This is a genomic window from Actinophytocola sp. (assembly GCF_036402745.1).
GTDB lineage: Bacteria > Actinomycetota > Actinomycetes > Mycobacteriales > Pseudonocardiaceae > Actinophytocola.
Map to the genome: position 1 here is coordinate 11,029 of NZ_DASWSJ010000284.1, position 23,556 is coordinate 34,584.

Here is a 23,556-nt window from a genome sequence, read left to right on the forward strand (position 1 = left end):
CCGGACAGCCATTCCCGAGGATTCGGTTGTCGTAAACCGGGAGGTGATTAAATGTCGACCACCGGTTTATTCGATGTTGTGACAGCACATTTTGACGCACGCCCGGACGCGCCGGCAATAGCGTCGAATTCGGGTTGTCTCGACTACCGGTCGGTGCGGGCCGAGGTCCGCCGGGTGGGCGCCGCGCTGATCGCCGGCGGCGTCGGTTCCGGTTCCTGCGTGGCCATCTCCCTGGCCCGCGGTCCCGGTGCGGTGGTGAGCGCGCTGGCGTGCTGGTCCGTCGGCGCGTCGTTCGTCCTGCTCGACCTGGAGCACCCGGCGCAGCGGCGCGCGGGGGTGATCGAGGCCGCGTTGGCGACGCACGTGCTCTCCAGCACGAGCGGCGAACCGGCCGGCTGGCCGGTTCTGCTGGCGCGGACCACACCCGCCGCGTCCTATCCCGGCCGCGCCTACACGCTCACCACGTCGGGGTCGACCGGCGCCCCCAAGGCCGTGGCGATCCGTCCCGACAACCTCGAATGGCTGCTCGGCGCCGCGACCCGCGAGCTCGGACTCGACGCGGCCGACACCTTCTCCTGCATCCACTCGCTGAGCTTCGACTTCTCGGTGTGGGAGCTGTTCGCGCCGCTGTGGCTCGGCGGGCAGGTCCTGCTCGTCGACCGCGCGGACGTCCGCGATCCGCGGCGTCTCGACGCGGTGCTGCGCGCCGGCGGGGTGAGCGTGCTTTCCGCGACACCGCAGGTGTTGCGCATGCTGACCGAGCAGTGGGCGGCGACGGGACCGCCGCCCACGCTGCGGTCGGTCGTCCTCGGCGGGGACCGGCTCGACCCGACGGTTCTGCCGGCCGGGCTGCTGGCGCCCGCCGGGCCGCTGCGGGTGGGAAACCTCTACGGCATCACCGAGACGACGGTGCACGTGACCAACCTCCTGCTGACGCCCGCGGACACCCGGGCCTCGGCGCCGGGCAGCCCGATCGGGCGCGCGCTGCCCGGTGCCGGGGTGTCGGTCGTCGGGGCGGGCTGGCGACCGGTCGCGCCGGGCGAGGTCGGTGAGATGTGGGTGACCGGAGGCGGCGTCGGCGACGGCTACCTCGGCGACCCACGCGGCACCGCACGCGCGTTCGTGCCGGACCCGGGCGGGCACGGCGCCCGCGCCTACCGCAGCGGCGACCTCGCCACGTCCACAGTGGACGGTCGGCTGCACTTCGTGGGCCGCGCCGACCACGAGATGAAGGTGCGCGGGCACCGCGTCGCCCCGCAGGAGGTCGAGCGCGCCATGGCGGCGGTGCCGGGAGTCGGGCAGGCTGCCGTGGGCCTGCGCGCCTCCGGTGCCGGCGAGTCGCTCCTGGCGGCCGTGGTCGAGCACGAGCCGGTGCCGGACGAGGTCATCTTCGCGCACCTGCAGGAGGTGCTGCCGGCACACATGGTGCCCACCCGGATCCTGCGGCGGGAGGCGCTGCCGCTGACGTTCAACGGCAAGCTCGACCGCGCGGCCCTGTTCGCGGAGGACACCACCGAGGCGGCCGCCCCCGCCGGTGCCGACGCGGCCCTCAGCACCCTCGAGTCCACAGTGGCCGACTGCTGGGCGACCGTGCTGGGGCATCACGACTTCGGCGTCGACCAGTCGTTCTTCGAGTGCGGCGGCGACTCGCTGCTCGGCATTCGCATGATCTCACGCATCGGCCGGCTCGCCGGCCGCTCTGTCCCGGTCGACGTGCTGTTCGAGTCGCCGACTGTCAGAGGCATCGCCCAACGCATAGGGAGCCCCGATGACTGAACCGTCCACCGACGAGGCGCGCCGCTTCCAGGTCGTCCACAACGACGAGGAGCAGTTCTCGATCTGGCCGGCCGACACGGCCGCGCCGTCCGGCTGGCACGCGGACGGGTTCGTCGGCACCGAGGACGAGGCGCTCGACCACATCGAGTCCGTCTGGACCGACATGCGGCCCAAGAGCGTGCGCGACGCGCTCGCCGCGGTGTCCGAGGACGTGGCATGACGAGCGCCCTGCCAGAACCCCCGGCCGTCGACGCCGGCTTCGAGATCCGCGCCGGCAGCACCTATGACGAGGTCATCGGCGTGTCCAGGGCGATGACCGCGCTGCTCCCGCGCGAGGAGAACCCCAACGAGGACTTCGTGCTCTTCCAGACGATCCACCTCATGTCGGAGTTCGCCTGGTACACCATGAACTACGAGATGGTCTCCGCGGTGGAGCACCTCGACCTGGGCCGCTACGCGGACGCCGCCCGGCTCGTGCACCGTGCCTCGCGCGTGCAGACGCGGACCACCGAACTGCTCGCCGTCCTGCAGTCCGAGCTCGACCAGGTGCGGTTCCTGCGCCTGCGGGCGTTGCTGCCCGAGGGCGGCAGCGGCCTGGACTCACCGGGACTGCGCAACATCCACACCGCGGGCCAGCAGCTGTGGCGCGCGTTCCGGGGCCAGCTCGATCGCACGGGCCGGTCGCTGTCCGAGCTGCTGCTCGACGGCGGGCCGGACACCGCCGCCATGCGCGACCTGTCCGTCGCGCTGATCGAGCTGGACCTCGAGGTGATCGCCTGGCGGCAGGCGCACCTGCGGCTGGTGTGGAGCCGGCTCGGCGGCCATCCGTCGACCCGCCGGGGAACCAAGCTCACCGAGATCCGCAAGCAGCTGCCGAAGAGCCTGACCGGCCGTTCGGTGGACCTGCTGGACGGGTTCGCGCGCCGGGTGCTGTTCCCGGAGCTGTGGCGGGCCGCCAACGACGTGTACTCCGACCGGCCGGGAGCGGCCGAGGGCGCCTGCCCGGTCGAGTACGGGAGCGAGTACCCGCAGGGAGCAGGACGATGAACGTCGAGGCATACCGCGACACACCCGAGTACCGCGCGGCCTACGACCGGCTCAGCGAGCGCAGGCTGCCCGGCTGGCCGGTGTGGCACCACGGCGCGGACGAGGTCGGCGACGCGTTCGCGTTCTGGGCGGTGCGCCAGGGCGGCGAGCTCGTCGGCTACGCGGACTGCGGCGACATCCCCGGGGTCGAGGACCCGGAGGCGTTCCACGTGTGGATCGTCACCGACCCGGACGTCGCCGGCACGGGCGCCGGGGTCGCGCTGCTGGACCGGGCGCGCGGGTTCGCCAGGGCACACGGCCGCACCGCGCTCGTGACGAGCGTCGACCAGGACGACGAGCGGGCCAACCGGTGGATGGCCAGCCGCGGGTTCGAGGTGCACGGCGAGTCGGTCGGCTACGAGCTGGCCGCCGGGCCGCTCGCCGCGTCCACTTCGGACCTGACGGTCACCGACGGAGCCGAACTGTCCGATGTGGACCGGCGGCGGGTGGTCGAGCTTCTCGTGTCGACGCACAACCGGTTGGTGTTTCCCGGCGGCGGGGTCGTGCGCGAGCCCGCCGCGGAGCTGGAGAGCGCCTACCTGGATCCCGGCCAGTGCCGGCTCACCGTCGGCTGGCGCGACGGCGAGCCGGTGACCTGGGCGGCGTGGGCCGACGACGAGCAGACGGCGGCGGTGCTGGAGAGCGGGGTCGCGGACGACGACCCGGCCGACACGGCGGCGGTGCTCGCGCAGGTCGCCGCCCGCGCGCGGGCCGGCACCCTGCGGATCACCGCGTCGCCACAGACCCATCCCGTGCTGACCAAGGTGATCCGCGGCCAGGAGCACCGCGTGCTCGCGGTCCGGCAGACCTGGCGCGGCGGGATGGTCGACCGCGGCGGAGCGGCGCGATGACCGCCGTGGCCACGACGGCGCCGGAGATCGTCGACCTGGACGGCCGGGGGTCGCTGCCGGGGTGGCTCGCCGAGCACGCCGGCTGGCAGGACATCCTGCTGGACCGCGGCGCGATCGTGTTCCGCGGTGCCGGCGTCGGCGATGTCGCGGACTTCGACTCGACGGTGTCCGCTCTGGTGCGGCCGTCGTCGGAGTTCAGCGAGGAGACCTCGCCGCGCACCGCGCTCACCGACCGGGTGTTCACCTCCACCGAGTACCCGGCGCCGTACCCGATCCAGTTCCACAACGAGTTCTCCTACCGGCGCAGCCTCCCGGACTGCCTGGTGTTCGCCTGCCTCGACGCGCCGGACACCGGCGGCAGCACGCCGATCGCCGACTGCCGCAAGGTGCTCGCGACGCTGCCGCCCGACCTCGTCGACCGGTTCGCCGACGGCGTGCGGTACGTGCGCAACTTCGTCGGTCTCGGCGTGCCGTGGCAGAAGACGTTCGGCACGGAGTCCCGGGCCGACGTCGACGAATACTGCGCCCGCAACGGGATCGACGCGGAGTGGAGCGCGTCGGGACTGCACACCCGGCAGTTCGGCACGGCCGTCACGACGCACCGGGTCACCGGTGAGCGCGCCTGGTGCAACCACGTGCTGAACTTCAACATCCGCGGGGTCAAGCCGGCCGCCGTGCGGGCGGGCCTCGTCGCGACCCCGGCCGAGCTGCGGCCGACGAACTCGTTGTACGCCGACGGATCGGAGCTCGACGAGGAGACGATCTCGGCGATCCGAACGGCCTACGAGTCGGTCGCCTTCCGGCACGAGTGGCGCCGGGGCGACGTCCTGATCATCGACAACATCCTGACGGCACACGCCCGGGACCCGTTCACCGGGACCCGGCGGGTGCTCGCCGGCATGGGACACCGGGCGGTCCGATGAGGACGGTCGACGACGCCGGCTCGTGCCGGCGGTCCGCCACCGAGGACGAGATCGAGGTGTGGCTCGCCGCGCAGAGCGAGCCGGCCTCCCCGCGCTACCACGTGCCGGTCGCCTTCCGGACGGCCGCGCCGGTCGCGCCGGAGCGCGTCCGGCGCGCGGTCCGCCGCGTGCAGGCCGGCCACGAGCGGCTGCGCAGCCGGTTCGTGACCGACGGTGGCACGCTGGTGCGTGAGGTCGTCGGCGACCTCGACGACGTGCCCACCCCGGTGACCTTCGAACACCGGCCGGGCGACTTCGACCTCGCCGACGCGTTGCCGTGGCTCACCGCCGCCGCCGCGGGCCTGTTCGACCTCGCCGACGCGCCGCTGTTCCGGGTCAACATCCGCTGCTACCGGGACAGCACGCTCGTGGTGGTCACCATGCACCATCTGGTGTGCGACGCCTGGTCGACGGACGTGCTGCTCGACCAGTTGCTGACGGCCATCCGCGGGGAGGCGGACGGCGACGAGGAGACCGGCGAGGGCGCCGGCGCGCCGCTGGCCGTCGACGAGGATTCCGCTGTCGAGTATTGGACGACGCTGCTCGAGGACCAGCCCGCGAGCATGGTGCCCATCGCCGACCGGGCCGCCGGGCTCACCGCCGGACCACCCGCCTTTGTGCGCCGCATGCTCGATCCGGCGCTGCTGGCCGGCTTGCGCGGCGATCCGGAGCTGGCGCCGTCCTCGCCCGCGGTGATCCTGCTGTCGGTGTGGACCTCGCTGCTGCACCTGTGGTCGGGACAGTCCGACGGGCTTTCCGGACTGACGTTCAGCGGCCGGCTGGACGACAGCGTGCACGAGGACGTCCGCCTGATGGCCCGGGTACTGCCCGTCCGCACCCGGGTCGACCCGCACGAGCCGATCGCGGACGTGGTCACCCGAACGCGCCGGCAGGTCCAGGTCAGCCTGGCGCACTCGGAGGTGTCGGCCGGCACGGTCCGTCGGCTGCTGCGCGCCGGGCAGAGCGGCGCCGGCCAGCTCGGCGCCGCTTTCACCTACACGCTCACCAACCCGGACGGACTGCGGCGCGAGCACGGCGTCGAGGTCATCGACGTGCCGCTCGCCGCGGGCAAGAACACCGTCGGCCTCTCGGTGTCCGAGGCCGGGGCCGAGGTGCTCGTCCAGCTCGACTACGACACCGAGCGCTACGCCGCCGCGACCGCCGAGCTGCTCACCGACCAGTTCGTGCTCGCCGTGCGACGGCTGGCCGAGCGGCGGCGCGGGAGCCGGTTCGCGGTGCGTGACCTGCTCGTCGCGCACGAACCGGATCAGGCGGGTCGCCCGACCACCGCGGCGGACGCGCGCTGGGAGTCCGGGGTGGAGTCGCCGGTGGAGCTGGTGCGCCGCGCGAGCGCCGCCGACCCGGACCACCTCGCCGCGGTGCACGGCGAAGCCTCGATCACCTACGGCGAGCTGATGCGCCGGGTGGACGCGGTGGCACACGCGTTGCGCGCGGCCGGGGTCGTCGACGGCGAGCTGGTCGCGACGCTGCTGCCCCGCGGCATCCCGGCGATCGTGACCCTGCTCGGCATCGTCGCGGCCGGTGGCGCCTACCTGCCGATGGACCCCGAGTACCCGGCGAGCCAGCTCCGGGCGATCGTCGACGACTCCGGGGTCCGCCGGGTGATCGTCGACGCGCCGCGGGACACCGGACTGCCCGAGGGCGTCGCGGTCCTGACCGTCGCCGAGCTCGAACGGGCCGGCGCGGCGGTCGCCGGCCCCGCCCACTACCCGCACCCCGCCGGCGACCGCGCGCTGTTCCACTGCATCTACACGTCCGGCTCGACCGGCCGTCCGAAGGGCGTGCTGCTCGACCGGCGCGGGTTCCTGCGGCTGCTGCGCCACGACGACTTCGTGCCGGTCGGCCCGCTCGACGTGCTGGCCCACCTGTCGCCGCTCAACTTCGACGCGAGCACCTTCGAGCTGTGGGCCGGCGTGACCCAGGGCGCGACGCTCGTCGTGCTGGACAAGGCGGACCTGCTCGACCCGGACGCGATGGCGGACGCGTTCCGGCGCACCGGGATCACCGTCGCGATCCTGACGAACCCGCTGTTCAACCACCTCGTCGACCGCGACCCGGCCGCGCTGCGCCGGTTGCGCTGGTTCTACATCGGCGGCGAGGCCGTCTCCCCCGACCACGTGCGCGCCGCGCTGCCCTGGGTGACACCGGGCGGGATCGTGCACAGCTACGGCCCGGCCGAGAACTCCTTCACCACCCACTGCCGCCCGATCCGGGACGTGCCGGCGCAGGCCCGCACGATCGCCCTCGGCCGCGAGGTGCCGCACACCCAGGCTTACGTGGTCTACGAGAACACGCTGGTCCGCACCCCGCAGGGGGTGCCGGGGGAGCTGCTCGTCGGCGGTCCCGGGCTCGCGTGGGGGTACCTGGGGGACCCGCGGCGGACCGCGGCGAAGTTCGTGCCGGACCCGTTCGGCGACCTGCCCGCCGCCCGGCTGTACCGCACCGGCGACCGGGTCCGGTGGGACACCGCCGGCGAGGTCGAGTTCATCGAACGGCTCGACAACCAGGTGAAGATCCGCGGCAACCGGGTCGAGCTCTCCGGTGTCGAGTCGACGCTGCGTGCCGCGCCGGGGATCGTGTCGGCGTGTGTGATCTACCCGGCCGATGCCGGCGGGGGCAAGGAGCTGCTCGCGTTCGTCGTGCCGGAGGTGCCGGGGCGGCTGGACGCCGCCCGCGCGTACCTGGAGTCCCAGCTGCCGGCGTTCGCCCAGCCGCGCCGGTGGATCGAGGTCGATCGGCTGCCCCGCAAGCAGAACAACAAGATCGACCAGCAGGCCCTGGTCGGGCTCGCCAGGGCGCGTCGCGCGGCGACCACCCAGGCGCCCGCTCCGGTCGTCCGCACGGCGGCCCGAGGTGCCGATGACGTCCACGCCGAGGTGCACGCCGCCTGGGTGGCCGTGCTCGGCCACGACGACGTGGCCGGCCGCAACTTCTTCGACGCGGGCGGCGACTCGCTGCTGCTGTTCGCGCTGAGCGAGGCGATCCTGACGCGGCTCGGCCGCACGGTGCCGGTCGCCGAGATCCTGCGGTACCCGACCATCGAGGCGCAGGCGGACCGGCTGCGCGAAGGTCCGGCCGGACCGTCGCGCGGCGCCGTCACCGTGGCGCCGGCCGCCGCGAGCGCCACCGACATCGCGATCGTCGGCATGGCGTGCCGGGTGCCCGGCGCGCGGGACGTGACCGAGTTCTGGGACCTGCTCCGCTCCGGACGGACGGCGATCGAGGGTCCCGAGACGGACTTCATCCGTCCGCTCGGCGGCGACCGGCGGTTCGTGCAGCGCTGGGGCGGCGTGGCCGGCGGCGTGTACCACTACGACCCGGCCGGGTTCGGGCTGCGGCCGGAGGAGGCCGAGACGCTCGACCCGCAGCACGGCCTGTTCCTGGAGTGCGTGCGGTCCGCGGTCGAGGACGCCGGCTACGACGTCGCCGAGATCGCGCCCGCGACGGCCCTCGTCGCGGGCGCCGCCCGCCGGGTCCGGCCCGTCGAGCCGAATGCCGGGTTCTCGGCCGGCCTCGCGGACTCCGGTGCCTACCTCGCCACCAGGGCGGCCTACCAGTTCGGCTTCCTCGGCGAGGCCATGATGATCGACACGGCCTGCTCGACCTCACTGGTCGCGGTGCACCTGGCGTGCGAGTCGCTCCGCGCGGGCAACGCGCGGTTCGCGCTCGCGGGTGGGGTGTCGGTGCAGGAGCCCCCCGACGGCGGCTACGTCCACGAGCCGGGGCTCATCTACTCGCCGACCGGGGTGTGCCGCCCGCACGACCGCCGCGCCGACGGCGCCGTCGGCGGCGACGGGGTCGGGTTGGTGCTGCTGCGCCCGCTCGCCGACGCGCTGGCGGCGGGGGACAGCGTGTACGCGGTCATCCGCGGGTCGGCCGTCAACAACGACGGCAGCGGGAAGGTCGGCTACACCGCACCCGGCCACGACGGGCAGGTAGCCGTCATCAGGCGGGCGCTCGCCGCGGCGCGCGTCTCGGGCGCGGACATCGGCTACGTCGAGACCCATGGGACCGGCACGCGGCTCGGCGACGCCGTCGAGGCAACCGCCCTGTCCACCGCTCTGTCCACCGCACCGGCCGCCGGACCCACCGTCGCGATCGGCGCCGTGAAGGCGACGATCGGCCACCTCAACACCGCTGCCGGTGTCGTGGGGCTGATCAAGTCCGCACTGTCGGTCTGGCACCGGACCCTCCCCGCGACCCCCAACGTCGGCGACCCGATCGAGGAGCTCGCGGCCGGGCCACGACCGCTGCGGCTGCTCGACGCGGCGACCGGGTGGCCCGGCACGGGCCCCGTGCTCGCCGGCGTCAGCTCGTTCGGCATCGGCGGGACCAACGCACATCTCGTACTGGGGGCCGCATGAACGCGCCGACCACAGGCCAGCCGACGCCGGTGTTCCTCAGCGCGCCGACCAGCGCGCTGCTGGCCGAGCACTGCGCCCGGCTGGCCGAGCACCTGCGCGGCGCCGGAACCCCGGTCGCCGACGTGGCCGCCACGCTGGCCCGGCGGCAGGCCCTGCCCGCTCGCGTCGCGGTGGTCGCCTCGACCACCGACGAGCTGGTCCGCGAGCTGGCCGACGTCAGTGTCCCTGTCGACGGCACCGTCGACGTCCCTGCCGACGGCGCCGGCCGGATCGGCGAGGTCAGCGCCCGGCCGCGCCTCGCGTTCGCCTTCACCGGGCAGGCGAGCCAGTACGCCGGGATGGGTGCCGCGCTGGCCGCCGTGCCCGTCGTCGCCGACTGGTACCGCGAGGCGGCCGAGCTTCTCTCGGCCTACGGCGTCGATCTCGACGCGATCATCGGGGCCGGCGACCCGGCCGGTCAGCTGGCGTCCACCCGCGCCGCCGCGCCGGCCGTCCACGCCGTCCAGATCGGACTGCTGCGCCTGTTCGGCGAGTGGGGAGCGCGGCCGGACCTCGTGGTGGGCCACAGCCTGGGCGAGTACGCGGCCGCCGTGGCCGCCGGCGCGCTCACCGCCGCGGACTCGTTGCGGCTGGTCGCCGAGCGGTCCCGGCTCATGGCCGACGAGACGCCCCCCGGGGCGATGGCCGCGTTGCGGGTCGCGCCACGCGACGCCGCGCTGCTGCTCGCCGAGCATCCGGGCCTCGACGTCGCCGCGGTGAACGCCGGGCGGGATATCGTCCTCAGTGGACCGATCGACGAGGTGGACCGGCTGCTCGACGCCACCAAGGGGAGCAGGCTCGCCGTCTCGCACGCGTTCCACAGCAGGGCGATGTCGGCGATCCAGGCGCCGTTCGCGGCCGCGACGGCAGCTTGTGAGTTCCGCCCGCCGTCGATTCCCTTCCTCCGGGTCACGCCCGACGGCGACCCGATCGATCCGCGCCGGCCCGTCGAACCCGACTACCTGGTCCGCCACCTGACCGGCACGGTCCGCTACGACCGGCTGATCGCTCTGCTGCGCGCGGACGTCGACGCGAACGGTCCACTGCACGTGCTGGAGATCGGGCCGCAGCCGGCGCTGACCCGGCACCACCTCGGTGCGGGACTCGACGCGCACTGGACGCTCGACCGGGCGCGGCCGGCGCTCCGCGCGGTCCTCGAGGCTTTCGGCCGGTTGTGGGCGTCCGGTGTCACCGACGCGCCGGTTCCGGTCCCGGCCGGGCGCCGCACGCACCTGCCGGTGACCCCACTGTCCACACCGGACCAGGCGCGGCCGGCGGCCGAGGCTGCCCCGCCCCCGACCCCGGCACTGGCACTGGCACCGGCACCCGTGCCCGCGCCGCGTCCGGCACCGGTCGAGCCGGTGTCCGCACGCGCGGCGCTGGCGCACGCGTGGCAGGCCGTCACCGGATCCTCGCCGCGGCCCGGCGTCGGACTGCTGAGCGCCGGCGCCGACTCGCTCGGGGTGCTCAGCCTGCGGCGGCGGCTAGCCGACCACTGGCCCGTCGTGCCCGACATCGAGGCCCTGATGGCGGATCCGACGGCCGAGCAACTGCTCGCGGCGCTGGACGCGGCGCGACCCGTGGCACCGTCCGGGCCCGCCGTGGCGGCCGCCGCCGGTGCGGGTCTGGTCAGCCGCGTCCAGGCCGACATACTCACCGCGGGCGCCATCGGCCGGGATCAGGAGAACGTCCTGCTCGACGTGGAGATCGCCGCGCCGCTCGACGGCGACGCGCTGCGCCTCGCCTGGTCGGACATCCAGCACGAGGTGGCGCTCCTGCGCACCCGCTTCTCCCACGGCGCGGCGGGATGGCGCGCGGACGTGTCGGGCGAACCGCTGTCCGAGCTGGCCGTCGCGACGGCACTGGACCCCGGCGACCTGGCAGCGGCGGCCGCCGCCGAGCTGGCGGCGCTCGGGCGGCCGCTGCCCGCGGATCGCCCGGTCGCCGCGGCCGCCGTGCTCGGCGGGTCCGCCAGCCGGCTCGTGCTCGCCTGCCACCACGCGGTGTCCGACGCCACGACCATGGGGCTGCTGCTGCGCCGGCTCGGCAGGGCCTACGAGCGGCGTGTCGGCGCCGTGGCGTCGCCGGTGGACACGCCCGACCTCGACGACCGGTTCGGTGGGCTCGTCGCCGCCGGAGTGCTGCCGACCGCGTCGTCCACAGTGGAGCCAACGGCGGAGTCCACAGTGGAGTATGGAGCCTCGGTTCGCCCACGGCTGCGGATCGACCGGGGGCCGGACCGCCGGGGCGTCGCGCGGGAGATCGTCCGAACGCTGGACCCGGCCGACGCGGAGCGGCTGCACGCGTTGTGCCGCGACCGGGGCGCGACGATCGCCTCGGCGGTACTGGCGGCCGTCGCGGGTGCGGTGCACGGCTTCGAGCCCGGCCGCGACGTCGCCATCGGCGTTCCGGTCGACATCCGGCACACCCTCGCCGAGCCCGACACCTGCGGCCCGCTGCTCGCGGTGGAGACGCTGACCGTGCCGTGGCAGGCGGACCGGACGCTGGCGGAGCTGCTCGCCGCCGCCCGCGAGGAGCTGGCCTCGGCACTGGCTCGCGCCGGCGCGCCGGACCGGACCAGGCAGGGCGCCTTCGACGTGATGATGAGCCTGCCGCACGTCGGGGGCCCGGCGGCCTTTGCCGGGCACCCTGTGACCGTGCGGGATCTGCCGACGACCCACGCGAAGTACCCCGTCACGGTCTCGTTGCAGAGCGGTGCGGTGACCCGGCTCGCGGTCGAGTACGACTCCGGGCGGGTGCGCCCCCGGGTCGCCGAGGCCTTCGCCGACACCGTGCTGCGAGTCCTCCGGGCCGCGGGCAGCGACGTGACCGCGCCCGTCCGCGCGGCGGTCGCGGAAGCACCCAGGCCGGTGCGCGGCGCGCCCGGCCCGGTGGTGCCCGATCTCACCGACGTCCTCGACCGGCTGCTGGACACCGTTGCGGCGAAAGGAAACCGGCCGGCGCTGCGGGTGGCCGACGCGGTGGGCACCACGGTGTCCGGCGCGGACCTCGCCGCCCGGATCCGGGCGGCGGCCTCGGGACTGCGCTCCCGCGGCATCGGCCACGACGACCTGGTGGCCGTCTCGCTGCCCGTCGGCGTGGAGCTGGTGACGACCCTGCTCGCGGTGCTCGTGGCCGGCGCCGGCTACCTGCCGCTCGACCCCGACGCGCCGCCGGTCCGCCACCGGCGGATTCTGGCGTCCACCCGCCCGGCGCTGGTGCTCGACGGCGCGACGGCGGACCTGGTCGCCGGCGGGCGCGGCGCCGAACCGGTGACGCGGCCGCTCCCGGCGCCGGCCGGCGCGCTCGCCTACGCGATCTCCACGTCCGGCTCGACCGGCACGCCGAAGAACGTGGAGGTGTCGCGCCGGGCGTTGGCCCAGTACCTCGAGTGGGCGTGCGCCGCCTACCTGCCACACGCCCCCGGCGGCGGTCAGCTGGTGTCCTCGCCGGCGGTCGACCTGTCGGTGACGGCACTGTTCGTCCCGCTGTTCGGCGCCGGCACGTTGTGGCTGCCCGACGGCACGGTGCCCGGCGACACGGTGCTGCGGGCCGCGGCGGCGGCCGAGCCCGACGGCCTGCTGAAGGCGACGCCAGCACACCTGGAGTTCCTGCTCGGGTCCACTGAGGACGGCACGAGCCTGCCGTGGTCGACCCTCGTGGTCGGCGGCGAACCGTTGCGCGCCAGCGTGGTCCACGACCTGCGCCGGCGCAGGCCGGACGTCCGCGTCGTCAACGAGTACGGCCCGACCGAGGCCACCGTCGGCTGCATCGCGCACACTGTCGACACGGGCGCCGACCCGGACGCCCACCACAGCGACGACCAGGTGCCGATCGGGCAGCCGATCCCGGGCTGCACGGTGCGGGTGCTCGACGACCGGGGCCGGCAGGTGCCGCACGGCGCCGTGGGGCAGCTGCACCTCGGCGGTCCCGGCCTCGCGCGCGGCTACCGGTTCGATCCGCGTGCGACCGCGGCCGCGTTCGTGCCGGACCACGGCGGGGCGCGGCTGTACCGGACCGGCGACCTCGTGTGGTGGGACGGGGACGCGCTGCGCTACCTGGGGCGGATCAACGGAGACCAGGTGAAGATCCGCGGCCATCGGGTGCAGCTCGGCGAGGTCGCCGCCGCGGTCCGGCAGCTGCCGGGGGTCAGCGCGGTGGTCGTCGACGTCGACCGCGACGCGGCCGGCACGGTCCGCGCGCTGCACGCCCGCGTCGTCGGCACGGCGCCGGACGACGCGCTCCAACGGCTGGCGAGGGTGCTGCCCGCCCCGGCCGTGCCGACGACCATCACGAGTGTCGACAGCCTGCCGATGACCGCCGCCGGCAAGCGGAAGCACGAGAAACCGGAGGAACCCGTCGCGCCGGCCGGCACCGCGCCGGGCGGCTTCGCCACCGAGGCGCAGCGGGTGGTCGCGGCGGTGTGGGCGCGGGTCCTCGAGCGCCCGGTGGCGGCCGCCGATGACGACTTCTTCCGGCTGGGTGGGCATTCGCTGACGGTGCTGACGGCGATGGTCGCGTTGCGGGAGGAGTTTCCCGCGGTGCAGGCCCAGGACTTCTTCGCGCATCGCACGGTCGCCGCGCTCGCCGCGCACCTTGCCGGCGACGGTGTTCCCGGGGCCGCCACCGAGTCGGCCGGTGAGGTTGTCGCCGAGGTTGCCGGTGAGATTGTCGGTGAGGCGGCCGGTGAGGTCCCTGCCGGGCCGGTGTCCGTGCCGAGGTTGGTGGCTCGGCCGCGGGTCGAACCGCGGCCCCGGACAGCGGGGCGGCTCGGGACGGTCGTCGTGACCGGCGCTGCCGGGCTGCTCGGCTCCGCGGTGACCGCACACCTCGCCGCGGGCGGCCACGACGTCGTCGCGCTCGCCCGCGGCCGCGGCCACGACTCGGCGGCCCAGCGCGTCCGGGCCGCGATCAGGTCCGCCGGGCTGGCCGAGGACACCGCCGCTGCGGTGCGGATCGTCGACGCCGACCTGGCCGCACCGGACCTCGCGCACCGGCTGGGCGGCGACCTCGGCGCCGGCCGCGGCGTGGTCGTGCACACCGCCGCGGACATCCGGCACTTCGGTGACCGCGCGGAGTTCGCGGCCACCAACGTGGCCGGCAGCCACGCGATCGCGTCCTGGGCCGCCGGCAACGGCCTCGAGCTGGTACACATCAGCTCCAGCGGGCTCGCCGACCTCGACCACCTCGGCGACGACGAACGAGCCGAGCACCTGACGAACCCCTATGTCTGGTCCAAATGGGAGGGCGAGCGCGCGATCCGCGAGCTCGCCGACCGCGACGGGTTGCGGGCGAGGATCATCCGGGTCGGCTCGCTCGTCGGGGACAGCCGCACCGGCCGGTTCCCGCAGGAACCCGAACGCAACCGGGTGTACCGGGCGCTGCACGCGGTCGTGACGGCGGGAGCCGCGCCGAGCACCCACCGGTGGGGCCTCGACCTGCTGCCGCTCGACTCCGCGGCCGCGGACGTGAGCGCGCTGTGCATGCTGCCGGCAACGGGCACACCGGAGGTCCTGCACCTGGTGAACCCGCACGAGCTGAGCTTCACCCGGCTCGCCGCCATCCTGCGCGAGCTCGGGTACCCGGTCGCCGACAGCGACTTCGAGTCCATTGTGGACCGGTTGCGCCACGACGAGACGCGGGCCGGTCAGACCGCGCTCGCCACGTTCGTCTCCTGGTTCGGCGAGCCGGATGCCCCACCACTGCGCCCCGAACAGGGCCCAGTGGGCCGCCTGCTTCCCGACCGGCGCGTCCCCGAGCCCGAGCTCGGCCTCCTGGGCGTCCTCGTCGGCGAGATGGTCCGCGTCGGCTTCCTCCCACCGCCGCGTGGCGCGGCCATCATCAGTCCCTGGCTCAAGGAGGTCTCATGACCGCGAAGCAGTTCGACAGCCGCACCGCGGAGCTCGACTCGCTGGTGCCCAGCTTTCACTGGCACGTCTTCGAAGTCGGCCGGCAGCTGCCGGCCGGCTGGATCGACGAGCTGCTGGCGCTGGCGGCCGCGCGGGGGACGGTGCGCGAGTTCCAGCCGACCGCGGTGACCACCGCGCGCGAGGCGGCGGACGAGACCATCCCCATCGAGGCGGTCGACGGCGACGTCCTCGCCGAGGCCACGCCGTGGATCCCGCGCCTCTATCGGGGTGCCTTCCGCCTGCTCGGGGCGGGGCTCGCCGGCGAAGAGGTCTACCCGTCCGCGAACGCCAAGGTCGCGCTGAGCCTCAACGTGCAGCGCGCGAACGCCGCCCGCTATCCGTGCCATGTGGACAGCAACCCGCTGGAAGGGTTGCTGTACCTCACGGACTGCACGGTGGACACCGGCGGCGAGCTGGTCGTCGGACTCGACGAGAACGCGCGCAGCATCGAGGAGGTGGACGCCGACTGCACGCTCGTCTACCCGAGGGCCGGTCAGCTGCTGTTCTTCGACGCGCGCCGCAACCCGCACTACGTCCGGCCGCTGCGTTCCCCCGACGCGGTCCGGGCCGTGGTGACGATGAACTACTACTCGGCGTCCTGCCCCGAGACGGCCCGGCCGGACGGACTCGACGACCAACTGTTCGTCGGGGACGACCGTGCCGCGTGACGCCGGCCGAGGGTCAGTCCTGCGGCGGTTCGGCGGCCGCGGCGGTGCCGACGCGGGTGAAGCCCACTCGCCCATAGACTCTGGCCACCTCGTCGTCCTGGGCGGACAGCAGGACCGTGCGCACCCCCTGCTCGCCCGCGTGCCGGGCGAGCAGCGCGGTCACCAACCCGGCGAGGCCCCGGCGGCGCGCGCTGGGCAGCGTCGCCACGGCGAGCACCTCGGCGGCGCCGTCCACCGGCTGGTAGCTGCCGGCGGCCACCACGCCATCCTCGGTCTCGGCGACCGCGGTGACGGTCAGCCCCCGGCGGGCGCGGTCGTCGAGATGGTCGACGAGGTCCGGCGACAGCGTCGCGGCCACGGCGTCCCGGTCCGCGGCGCCCGGGGTGCCGGGGTGGGTGCCACCGAAGCCGAACGACACGTCGGCGACCGCACGGGCGGCTCGCAGCGCCGGGTCGCCGGCCGGCACCACCCGCACGCGCACGCCGTCCACGTCGGGCGCGTGTACGCGGTGCGGCTCGGCCACCATCAGCGCGTGCGTGCTGACCTCCAGCCCGTACTCCGCCGCGACCCGGGCCAGCTCCGGACGCACCTCGGACACCCACTCCACGCTGAGCTCGACACCGTGCTCCGCGCAGGCGCGGTCGAGCGCCCGCAGGTCCGCCCCGCCGATCGGGTCGTGCCGCCCGCGAGCCGGGCGCGCGTAGTAGCTCCACGGCGTGCGGCTCACGAACAGGGTGAAGGGGCCCACCTCGACGGCGTCCGCGTCGGCGCGGGGCGCGGCGTCGAGGTACGCGTCGGCGAGGTCGGTCGCCGGCTCGCCGGTCATGCTTCGCGACCGGTGCACTGATCGAACATGGACGTCATCATGCCGCACCGAGCGAGTACGAGAGCCCCCCACGCGACGGTCGACGGCACGGTCGACGGCACGGTCGCGGCGTACGCCCGGGAGACGCCGACCGCGGTCGCGGTGCGCGCGAACGGACGCGACCACACCTACGCGGAGCTGACCGCCGACGCCTGCCGCTGGGCCGGCCTGCTGCGCGCCGCCGGCGTTGGCCCTGGTGACACGGTTGCCGTCCGGCTGCCGCGGGAGCCTCGGCTGGTGGCCGTGTTGCTCGGCGTGCTGCGTTGCGGCGCCGGATACCTCGCCGTCGACCCCGCCTGGCCCGACGCGAGGGTGCGGCAGGCGCTGGCGCGCGGCGGTGGGCCGCTGGTGCTGGACGAGTCCGATCCCGGCGTCGGCGCGACCGAGCTTCGAGTCGGGCGCGACCCCGGGCGCGAGTACCTCGCGGAGTCCTTGTCCGCCCCCGAGCTGACCGCGTCGGTGTTCTTCACCTCCGGCAGCACCGGCCGGCCGAAGGCGGTGCTCTCGCCCCACCGCGCGGCGATCGGGGTGCTGGCACGGGCCGGTTACGCGAGCTTCGACGCGGGCTGCCGCATGCTGGCGGCCGCACCGGCGCCGTGGGACGCCTTCAGCCTGGAGCTGTGGGGTCCGCTGCTCAACGGCGGGACCGCCGTACTCGCCGACGACGACCCGGACCTCGCCGGCCGGCTGCGCCGGCACATCGCGCGGGACCGGGTCAACACGGTATGGCTCACCGCGTCGGTCTTCAACGCCCTGACCGACGACGACCCGGGATCCTTCACCGGGCTGCGGGCCGTGCTGACCGGTGGCGAGCGGCTCTCCCCGGAACACGTCGACCGGTTCCTCGCCGGCCATCCGGACATCGCGCTGACGAACGGCTACGGCCCCTGCGAGGCGACCGTCTTCGTGTCCACCCACCGGCTCGGACCGGACGCGCACCACGGCGCGGCCGACGTCCCGCTCGGCGTCGCACTGTCCGGTGTGGACATCGCGGTCGCCGCGCCGGGCGCCGGCGGGGTCGGGGAGATCGTGGTCGGCGGCGTCGGGCTCGGCCACGGCTACCTCGGCGACCCGCGCGCCACCGCACGCGCGTTCGTCCCGGCGCACGACGGGCGGCGCCGGTACCGCACCGGCGACCTCGGCTGGTTCGACGCCGACGGTCTGCTGCGCTACCGGGGCCGGCTCGACCGGCAGCTGAAGATCCGCGGCCAGCGGGTGGAACCCGAGGAGGTCGAGGAGTTCGTCCTCGGGGCGCTGCCGGTGTCCCAGGTCGAGGTCACCGGGGTGCCGGGGCCGAGGGGCGAGACGGTCGGCCTCGCGGTGCACGTCCTTCCGCGCCACCGCGGCGAGTCCACAGTGGACTGGTGGGACCGGCTGTCCGCGGCGGCCGCCGAGCTGCCCGCCTACCTGCGGCCGCAGCGGCTGCTCGTGCACGACAGCTTTCCTTTGCTGGCCAACGGGAAGGTCGACCGGGCCGCGCTCACCGCGAAGAGCCGCCACCGGTCGCGGCCGGCCACGGACACCGCGGACGGGCCGTGGGCGGTGGTCGTGTCCGCCGCCGCCGAGCTGGACATCACGGTCGGGGCGGACGACGACCTGTTCGGCGCGGGCCTCGACTCCCTCACGGCCATCCGGCTGCTCGCCCGGCTGCACGCGACCGGGCCACGCCTGCTGACCCCGGTCGACGTGTTCGGCGAGCGGACGCCGCGCCGGCTCGGGCGGCTGCTCGAGTCGCGACGGTCCGCCGCACCGGGAACGGCGCCGGCGGACCAGCCGGCGACCACCGTGCCGCGCGCGGTCTACGAGATGTGGCTGTACGAACAGCTGAACCCGGGGGACGAGGCGGCGCTCGTCGTGTCGGCGTTCCACCTCGACGACCCGCTCGACGTCGAACGGTGGCAGGCGGCCGTGCTGGCCGTCGCCCGCCGGCACCCGGCCCTCGGTTCGGTGCTCACCTTCGACGGCGAGCGGGTCGGCAGAGCGCCCTGCACACCCGAACAGCTGGCCGGCCTCGCCGCCGCCCGGCCGTGGCCGCGCGGATTCACCGTCCGCGACGGTGCGGTGGAGATCCCGGCCGGCGTGATCGAACCGTTCGACCTCGAGGAGGAGCCGCCCTGGCGGTGGTATCTGTCCACCTGGGACGGTCGGGCCGTGCTGCTGCTCGTGCTGCACCACACCGCGGTCGACGGGTGGAGCGAGCGGCTCGTGCTCACCGATCTCGGGTCGGCCTACCGGGGCGCGGCGCTCGAGGCGCCCGGCGCGGCGCCGGGCGCCGCGCCCGTCGGACCGGCGGCCGACGCCTACTGGGACGCGGCGCTCGCCGGCGCGTCCGCCCCAGCGGTGCCCGCGCCGCGGGCCGGGGGCCCGGCCGACCACGACGCCGAACCGCCGGTGTTCGTGCTGACCGAGGACGAGGTGCTCGCCGGCCGGGTCCCGGCCAGCCCGACCCCGGTACAGACGTTGCTGCTCGGCTGTCTCGGCGTCGCGCTGCACGACGGCGCCGCGCCGGCGGCGGGGACGCGGCACGTCGTCGGGGTGGCTTACTCCGGTCGCGACGACGCGACCGCGCACGACGTCGGGTTGCTCGTCGACATCCTCCCGATCGTGCTGCCGGCCGGCGGTGACCCGGACTTCGCGGAGATCGACCGGGGCTGGCTGGCCGCGGTGGCGCACCGCGGCAGCCTCTCGCTGAGCGGCACCGCGCGCCGGCTGCGGCTGACCGACGACCGGGCGCGGACCCCGTTCACGGTGGCGTTCGCGCTGCAGTCCGTGCCGCCCGCCGAGCTCGACCTCGGCGCCACCACCCGGCGGCTGCCCGTGCACCTCGCCGCGCCGCCGTTCGACGTCTACGTCGAGGCCTGGCCCCGCCGCGAAGGCGGCCTGTCCGTGCACCTCCAGCACGACCCCCGCTGGGTCGAGGCCGGCTGGGCCGAGAAGCTCGCCCGCGCTTTCGAGACCGCCGTGCGCGACGCCGTCGCCGCTCACCAACCGGAGGCAGACCGATGATCGGACCCGAAGAGACCACCCTCGACGAGCTGCTCGTCCGACGCTGGACGAGCGCTCCGGACGCCGTCGTCGTGATCACCGACCACGCCACGACCACCGCGGGCGAGGTCCACGGCCGCGCGGAGGCCTACGCGCATGGCCTGCGCCGCCTGATCGGCGATCACGAGCCGGGGGCGATGCGGGTCGCGACCTACCTGCCCAAGTCGGCCGAGCTGGTCGGGGTGCTCGCCGGCGCCGTGCTGGCCGCCGCGTGTCAGCTGGCGATCGACCCGGCCGACCCGCCGGCCCGCACCGCGTTCATGATCTCCGACTTCGCGCCCCAGGTCCTGGTCACCACGCCCGGGCTCGGTGCCCGGCTCGGCGACCTGCCCGCCGGCGTCACCGTCGTCACCCCGGCCGAGCTCGCGGCCGCGGGTGCCGACCGGCTGCCCGACCGGCCGAGGGACCCGGACACCGCGCTCTACGCGATCTACACCTCCGGTTCCAGCGGCCGGCCGAAGGCGTCCATCATCACCCACCGCAACCTGGTGAACTGTCTTGTCTGGCTGGACGAGACGTTCCACCTGCGTGCCGACGACCGGGTGCTCTACCGCACCGCGTGCGGGTTCGACGTGTCGGTCGCCGAGCTCTACTGGCCGCTGGTGTCCGGCGTGCCGCTGGTGGTGCCGGACGCCGACCGGGTCAACGACGCCGAGTACCTCGCGGAACTGGTGGCCCGCCACCGGGTCACCACCCTGCACTTCGTCCCGTCGCTGCTCGAGATGTTCCTGCTCGCCCTGCCCGACGGCGTGCGGCTCGACACCGTGCGCAGGGTCCTCGCGGGCGGCGAGGCGCTCGCCCCGGCTCTGGTCCAGGCGTTCCACGACCGTTCCGCGGGCGAGGTGTGGAACCTGTACGGGCCGAGCGAGTGCACGATCTACACCAGCGCGTGGCATTGCGGGCGGGGCGCCGCCCCGGACCGGTCGGTGCCGATCGGCCGCCCGGTCCGCGGTGTCCACTGTGTAGTGTCCGATGTGGATGGCAAGCCGGTGCCGGACGGCACGGTCGGGGAGCTGCTCGTCGGCGGCGCCGCCGTCGGACAGGGTTACTGGCGCCGGCCGGCGCTCACGGCGAGCAGGTTCCGCCCGGACCCCGACAACCCGGCCGGACGGCTGTACGCGTCCGGCGACCTCGCGCGCAGGGGTGCCGACGGGGTGCTCGAGTACCTCGGCCGGGTCGACCAGCAGGTCAAGATCCGCGGCTACCGCATCGAGCTCGGCGAGATCGAGAGCGCGCTCGCCGAGCTGGCCGGGATCCGGCAGGCGGCGGTGACGAGCACGCGGCGGGCGGACACCACGCTGCTCGTCGGGTTCGTCGTCGGACCGTCCGAACCGGACCCCGAGCTGTCGCCGCGACTGCGGGCGGCGCTGGCCGAGCGGCTGCCCGAGTACATGCTCCCGCACCTGATCGTGCCGCTGCCGGCGTTTCCCTTGTCGCCGAACGGAAAGCTCGACCGGAAGGCGCTCGCGGAGCTCGCGGCGGACGCCGTGCGCGCGACGTCCGCTGCATCCACCGCCGCACCTGAGGCCGGCCCGTTCGCCGCCGTCAACGAGGCGTGGTGCCAGGCCCTCGGCATTGACACGGTCGCGCCGGACGCCAACTTCTTCGAGCTCGGCGGGGACTCCCTCGCCGCCGTCCGGGTCTCCCGCGCGCTGAAGCGCTTGCTGGGTCGCCCTGTCAGAGTGCGGACGCTGTTCGACGCTCCGGTGCTGACCGACTTCGCCGCCGCCGTCGGCGCCTCGGCCCGACCGTGACCCCGAGCACGAACACGGCGCCGTTGGCGCCACAGCAGGAGCAGCTCCACGCCGACGAGCTGTTCCGGCCGGACACCTGTCGCAACGTGGTGGCCATGCGGGTCACGATGAGCGGCCCGGTCGACGTGGACGCACTCGACCGGGCGGTCCGGCTGCTGGGGGAGCGGCAGGCGATGCTGCGGGCCGGCGTCGGTGTCGACGACCTCGGCGATCCGGTGCTGGCGGTGGCCGGCGCGACGCCGACGCTGACACGGCTCGCGGCGGCGCCGACAGCTGTGGCGGCGCTGGCGAGCGAGCCGTTCGGCTGCCTCGCCGGTCCACTCGTCCGCTTCACCTGGTGGCCGGTGACGGCGTCCACCTCGACGTTGCTGGTCTCCGCCCACCACCTGGTCCTCGACGGCGCGAGCGGCCCGCTACTGGTCGACGGACTCGCCGCCGGCTACCGCGCCGCGGCCGAGGATCCGGTTCCGGACTACCGCGCCTACGCGACGGAGCGCGCCGGGCGCGCGTGGGCGCCGGGGGAGGACGACGCCGACCGGCACTGGTCGGACTACCTCGCCGGGATCGCCGGTGCTCCGCTGTGGCCGCCGCGACAGGGCGCGGTGGGTGCCGGGTCCGTGCGGCGGCGACTCGATCCCGGCACGGCCGCCCGCCTCACCGAGTTCGCCGCGGCGCACCGGGTCAGCCCGATGGCGCTGGTGCTGGCCGGCACCGCCGCCGCGGTGGCCACCGAGACCGCCCGCGACGACCTCCTCATCGGCGTCGCCTACGCCGACCGCGACGCGGAGTACGACCGCACGATCGGCAACTTCGTCGATGTGCTGCCGGTGCGCATGCCGGCCCCCCAGGACCGTGCCGCGGCACCGCTCGGCCTGCTGCCGGACGCACGCGAGGGGCTGCTGAACCTGCTCGAGTACGGCGACGTGCCGTCGTCGCGGATCTTCCGCCGCGCCGGTCTGCGCAACCCGATCGAGGTGAGCGTGTCGATGCGGCGGGCCTGGGAGCACAGCGTGGTCGTCGGCGACAGCACCTGGACGATGAGCGAGCTGGTGCTCGCCCAGTCCCCGTACCCGTGCTCGGTCGACGTCGCCGAGCGCCAGGATGGTGGTCTCGAGATCGCGGTGCACCACGACCGCACGCGACTCGACGACGGCGCCGCCCACCGGATCCTCGCTGTGCTGACCGACCAGCTCGCGCTTGGCAAGACCAGGTCCGGCGGCACTACACAGCACGCCGGATCGTGCGCGTCGGGGAACATGCGGCGCAGCATCTTGTCCGGCGACGGCCCCCGGCGAATCGGTCCTCGATGACGCCCTGCTGGATGTGCTCGTCCGTCAGGCGCGCCGAACCGTAGCGTGCAGACCACGCCGCTGAAACGCGACGGCCAGGTACTCAGCTCCAACCGGGCCGGCAGGTGCTTGGCCGCGTCCCACGTCGAGACGAAGGTGGCCGCGTTGATGCGTGAGACGGGCGTCGAGCACGGCGTCCTCGTGATCAACAATCGCGCCGGTCCATGCGGTCCGAGCGCCGAGGGGACATCTTGCATGGATGTGCTGTCGTCGATCCTTCCGGCCGGATCACACCTGCGGGTGTGGTATCCAGATGCTGGCGGAACCATGCAGTATCGGGACTTCCCGTGAGCAAGGAGGAGGAGCTGACCATGGCCGACCACATCGCGTTCGCGCGCGGTCCGGGCATTGCCTGCCCGTACCTGGTTGCTCTCGACCGGGCTCAGCGATCAAACCTCGTCTCCATGGGCCTGCGCGACCCCGGTTACACCGGGGTGCACGCCAGGACGCACCACCACATGACCTTCCACGTCCAGCCTTCGACCTATCAGCTTGGCGACCGCATCCTCATCCGTCGCTGGCTTGAGGTCGGGTTCTTCGCCGGGTTCGGCGGAATCGTGTTCGTCGATGAGACGGCGCCTGACGGTGACGATTGGGCGTGGCTAGCCAAGCATCAGGACCACATTGACGGCCTGCCCCCTGTGTACTTCAAGTACGAGATGGATCAGGTCCAGTTCCCGCCGCGCATGGTGATGACAATCGACATGGTGCGCGAAGTAGTCCTCGAATGGGTCGAGACCGGTCAGCGACCGACGTCGGTGGAGTGGGTGCCCGTGAATGACTACCAGTGGAAGCTCGACGGCCTCGGCGACATCGCCCAGGCGCCCGACATGGCGTGAGGTTCTGCCCGGTGGACCACGAGGACGT

General features: G+C 74.5%; 14 protein-coding genes. 13 read left to right on the forward strand and 1 reads right to left on the reverse strand.

The window, feature by feature from the left end; genetic code table 11:
- The first annotated feature begins 51 nt into the window (after positions 1-51).
- Genes VGD70_RS26785 through VGD70_RS26820 form a run of 8 tightly spaced genes read left to right on the forward strand, consistent with a single transcriptional unit; the run spans position 52 to position 15,676 of the window.
- Positions 52-1,776, forward strand: coding sequence for a non-ribosomal peptide synthetase (locus VGD70_RS26785; protein WP_331086068.1), 1,725 nt, complete (start codon positions 52-54; stop codon positions 1,774-1,776).
- Positions 1,769-1,996 (forward strand): MbtH family protein, encoded by a 228-nt coding sequence (locus VGD70_RS26790; protein WP_331086070.1) that lies wholly within the window; start codon positions 1,769-1,771, stop codon positions 1,994-1,996. Before VGD70_RS26785 ends, VGD70_RS26790 begins: the two co-directional genes overlap by 8 nt.
- Entirely contained in the window at positions 1,993-2,823 is an 831-nt protein-coding gene (locus VGD70_RS26795; RefSeq protein ID WP_331086072.1) for a hypothetical protein, read from the forward strand. Before VGD70_RS26790 ends, VGD70_RS26795 begins: the two co-directional genes overlap by 4 nt.
- Positions 2,820-3,713: a GNAT family N-acetyltransferase gene (locus VGD70_RS26800; protein ID WP_331086074.1), complete on the forward strand. Its 894-nt coding sequence runs from the start codon at positions 2,820-2,822 to the stop codon at positions 3,711-3,713. The genes VGD70_RS26795 and VGD70_RS26800 overlap by 4 nt, the downstream gene beginning before the upstream one ends.
- Positions 3,710-4,636, forward strand: coding sequence for a TauD/TfdA family dioxygenase (locus tag VGD70_RS26805; RefSeq protein WP_331086076.1), 927 nt, complete (start codon positions 3,710-3,712; stop codon positions 4,634-4,636). Before VGD70_RS26800 ends, VGD70_RS26805 begins: the two co-directional genes overlap by 4 nt.
- A complete protein-coding gene (locus VGD70_RS26810; RefSeq protein WP_331086078.1) occupies positions 4,633-9,060 on the forward strand; it encodes an amino acid adenylation domain-containing protein in 4,428 nt (1,475 codons plus the stop codon). Before VGD70_RS26805 ends, VGD70_RS26810 begins: the two co-directional genes overlap by 4 nt.
- The gene (locus VGD70_RS26815; protein ID WP_331086080.1) at positions 9,057-14,969 is read left to right on the forward strand and encodes an AMP-binding protein; all 5,913 of its coding nucleotides are present in this window, start codon (positions 9,057-9,059) and stop codon (positions 14,967-14,969) included. Before VGD70_RS26810 ends, VGD70_RS26815 begins: the two co-directional genes overlap by 4 nt.
- Positions 14,966-15,676 (forward strand): 2OG-Fe(II) oxygenase, encoded by a 711-nt coding sequence (locus VGD70_RS26820; RefSeq protein WP_331086082.1) that lies wholly within the window; start codon positions 14,966-14,968, stop codon positions 15,674-15,676. Before VGD70_RS26815 ends, VGD70_RS26820 begins: the two co-directional genes overlap by 4 nt.
- 13 nt (positions 15,677-15,689) lie before the next feature.
- Here the strand turns inward: VGD70_RS26820 and VGD70_RS26825 are convergent, their stop codons facing one another.
- Complete coding sequence (locus tag VGD70_RS26825; RefSeq protein ID WP_331086084.1) at positions 15,690-16,502, reverse strand: GNAT family N-acetyltransferase; 813 nt, start codon at positions 16,500-16,502, stop codon at positions 15,690-15,692.
- A gap of 27 nt (positions 16,503-16,529) precedes the next feature.
- Between VGD70_RS26825 and VGD70_RS26830 the strand changes: the two genes are divergently transcribed.
- From VGD70_RS26830 to VGD70_RS26845, 5 genes are read left to right on the forward strand one after another with little or no spacing between them, the layout of a single operon-like run.
- Complete coding sequence (locus tag VGD70_RS26830) at positions 16,530-19,547, forward strand: AMP-binding protein (protein WP_331086086.1); 3,018 nt, start codon at positions 16,530-16,532, stop codon at positions 19,545-19,547.
- Positions 19,544-21,340 (forward strand): amino acid adenylation domain-containing protein, encoded by a 1,797-nt coding sequence (locus VGD70_RS26835; protein WP_331086087.1) that lies wholly within the window; start codon positions 19,544-19,546, stop codon positions 21,338-21,340. Before VGD70_RS26830 ends, VGD70_RS26835 begins: the two co-directional genes overlap by 4 nt.
- Positions 21,341-21,363: 23 nt before the next feature.
- Positions 21,364-22,650, forward strand: a complete 1,287-nt coding sequence (locus VGD70_RS26840) for a condensation domain-containing protein (RefSeq protein ID WP_331086089.1) — start codon at positions 21,364-21,366, stop codon at positions 22,648-22,650.
- Between the two features lie 45 nt (positions 22,651-22,695).
- The gene (locus VGD70_RS36995; RefSeq protein ID WP_414638062.1) at positions 22,696-22,980 is read left to right on the forward strand and encodes a DddA-like double-stranded DNA deaminase toxin; all 285 of its coding nucleotides are present in this window, start codon (positions 22,696-22,698) and stop codon (positions 22,978-22,980) included.
- The gene (locus VGD70_RS26845; protein ID WP_331086091.1) at positions 22,977-23,528 is read left to right on the forward strand and encodes an Imm1 family immunity protein; all 552 of its coding nucleotides are present in this window, start codon (positions 22,977-22,979) and stop codon (positions 23,526-23,528) included. Before VGD70_RS36995 ends, VGD70_RS26845 begins: the two co-directional genes overlap by 4 nt.
- The last annotated feature ends 28 nt before the right edge of the window (positions 23,529-23,556 follow it).

Excerpts from the sequence above, each read along its gene's own strand:
- VGD70_RS26785 (WP_331086068.1), top strand. The coding sequence starts at position 52 with ATGTCGACCACCGGTTTATTCGATGTTGTGACAGCACATTTTGACGCA.
- VGD70_RS26790 (WP_331086070.1), top strand. The coding sequence starts at position 1,769 with ATGACTGAACCGTCCACCGACGAGGCGCGCCGCTTCCAGGTCGTCCAC.
- VGD70_RS26795 (WP_331086072.1), top strand. The coding sequence starts at position 1,993 with ATGACGAGCGCCCTGCCAGAACCCCCGGCCGTCGACGCCGGCTTCGAG.
- VGD70_RS26800 (WP_331086074.1), top strand. The coding sequence starts at position 2,820 with ATGAACGTCGAGGCATACCGCGACACACCCGAGTACCGCGCGGCCTAC.
- VGD70_RS26805 (WP_331086076.1), top strand. The coding sequence starts at position 3,710 with ATGACCGCCGTGGCCACGACGGCGCCGGAGATCGTCGACCTGGACGGC.
- VGD70_RS26810 (WP_331086078.1), top strand. The coding sequence starts at position 4,633 with ATGAGGACGGTCGACGACGCCGGCTCGTGCCGGCGGTCCGCCACCGAG.
- VGD70_RS26815 (WP_331086080.1), top strand. The coding sequence starts at position 9,057 with ATGAACGCGCCGACCACAGGCCAGCCGACGCCGGTGTTCCTCAGCGCG.
- VGD70_RS26820 (WP_331086082.1), top strand. The coding sequence starts at position 14,966 with ATGACCGCGAAGCAGTTCGACAGCCGCACCGCGGAGCTCGACTCGCTG.
- VGD70_RS26825 (WP_331086084.1), bottom strand. The coding sequence starts at position 16,502 with ATGACCGGCGAGCCGGCGACCGACCTCGCCGACGCGTACCTCGACGCC.
- VGD70_RS26830 (WP_331086086.1), top strand. The coding sequence starts at position 16,530 with ATGGACGTCATCATGCCGCACCGAGCGAGTACGAGAGCCCCCCACGCG.
- VGD70_RS26835 (WP_331086087.1), top strand. The coding sequence starts at position 19,544 with ATGATCGGACCCGAAGAGACCACCCTCGACGAGCTGCTCGTCCGACGC.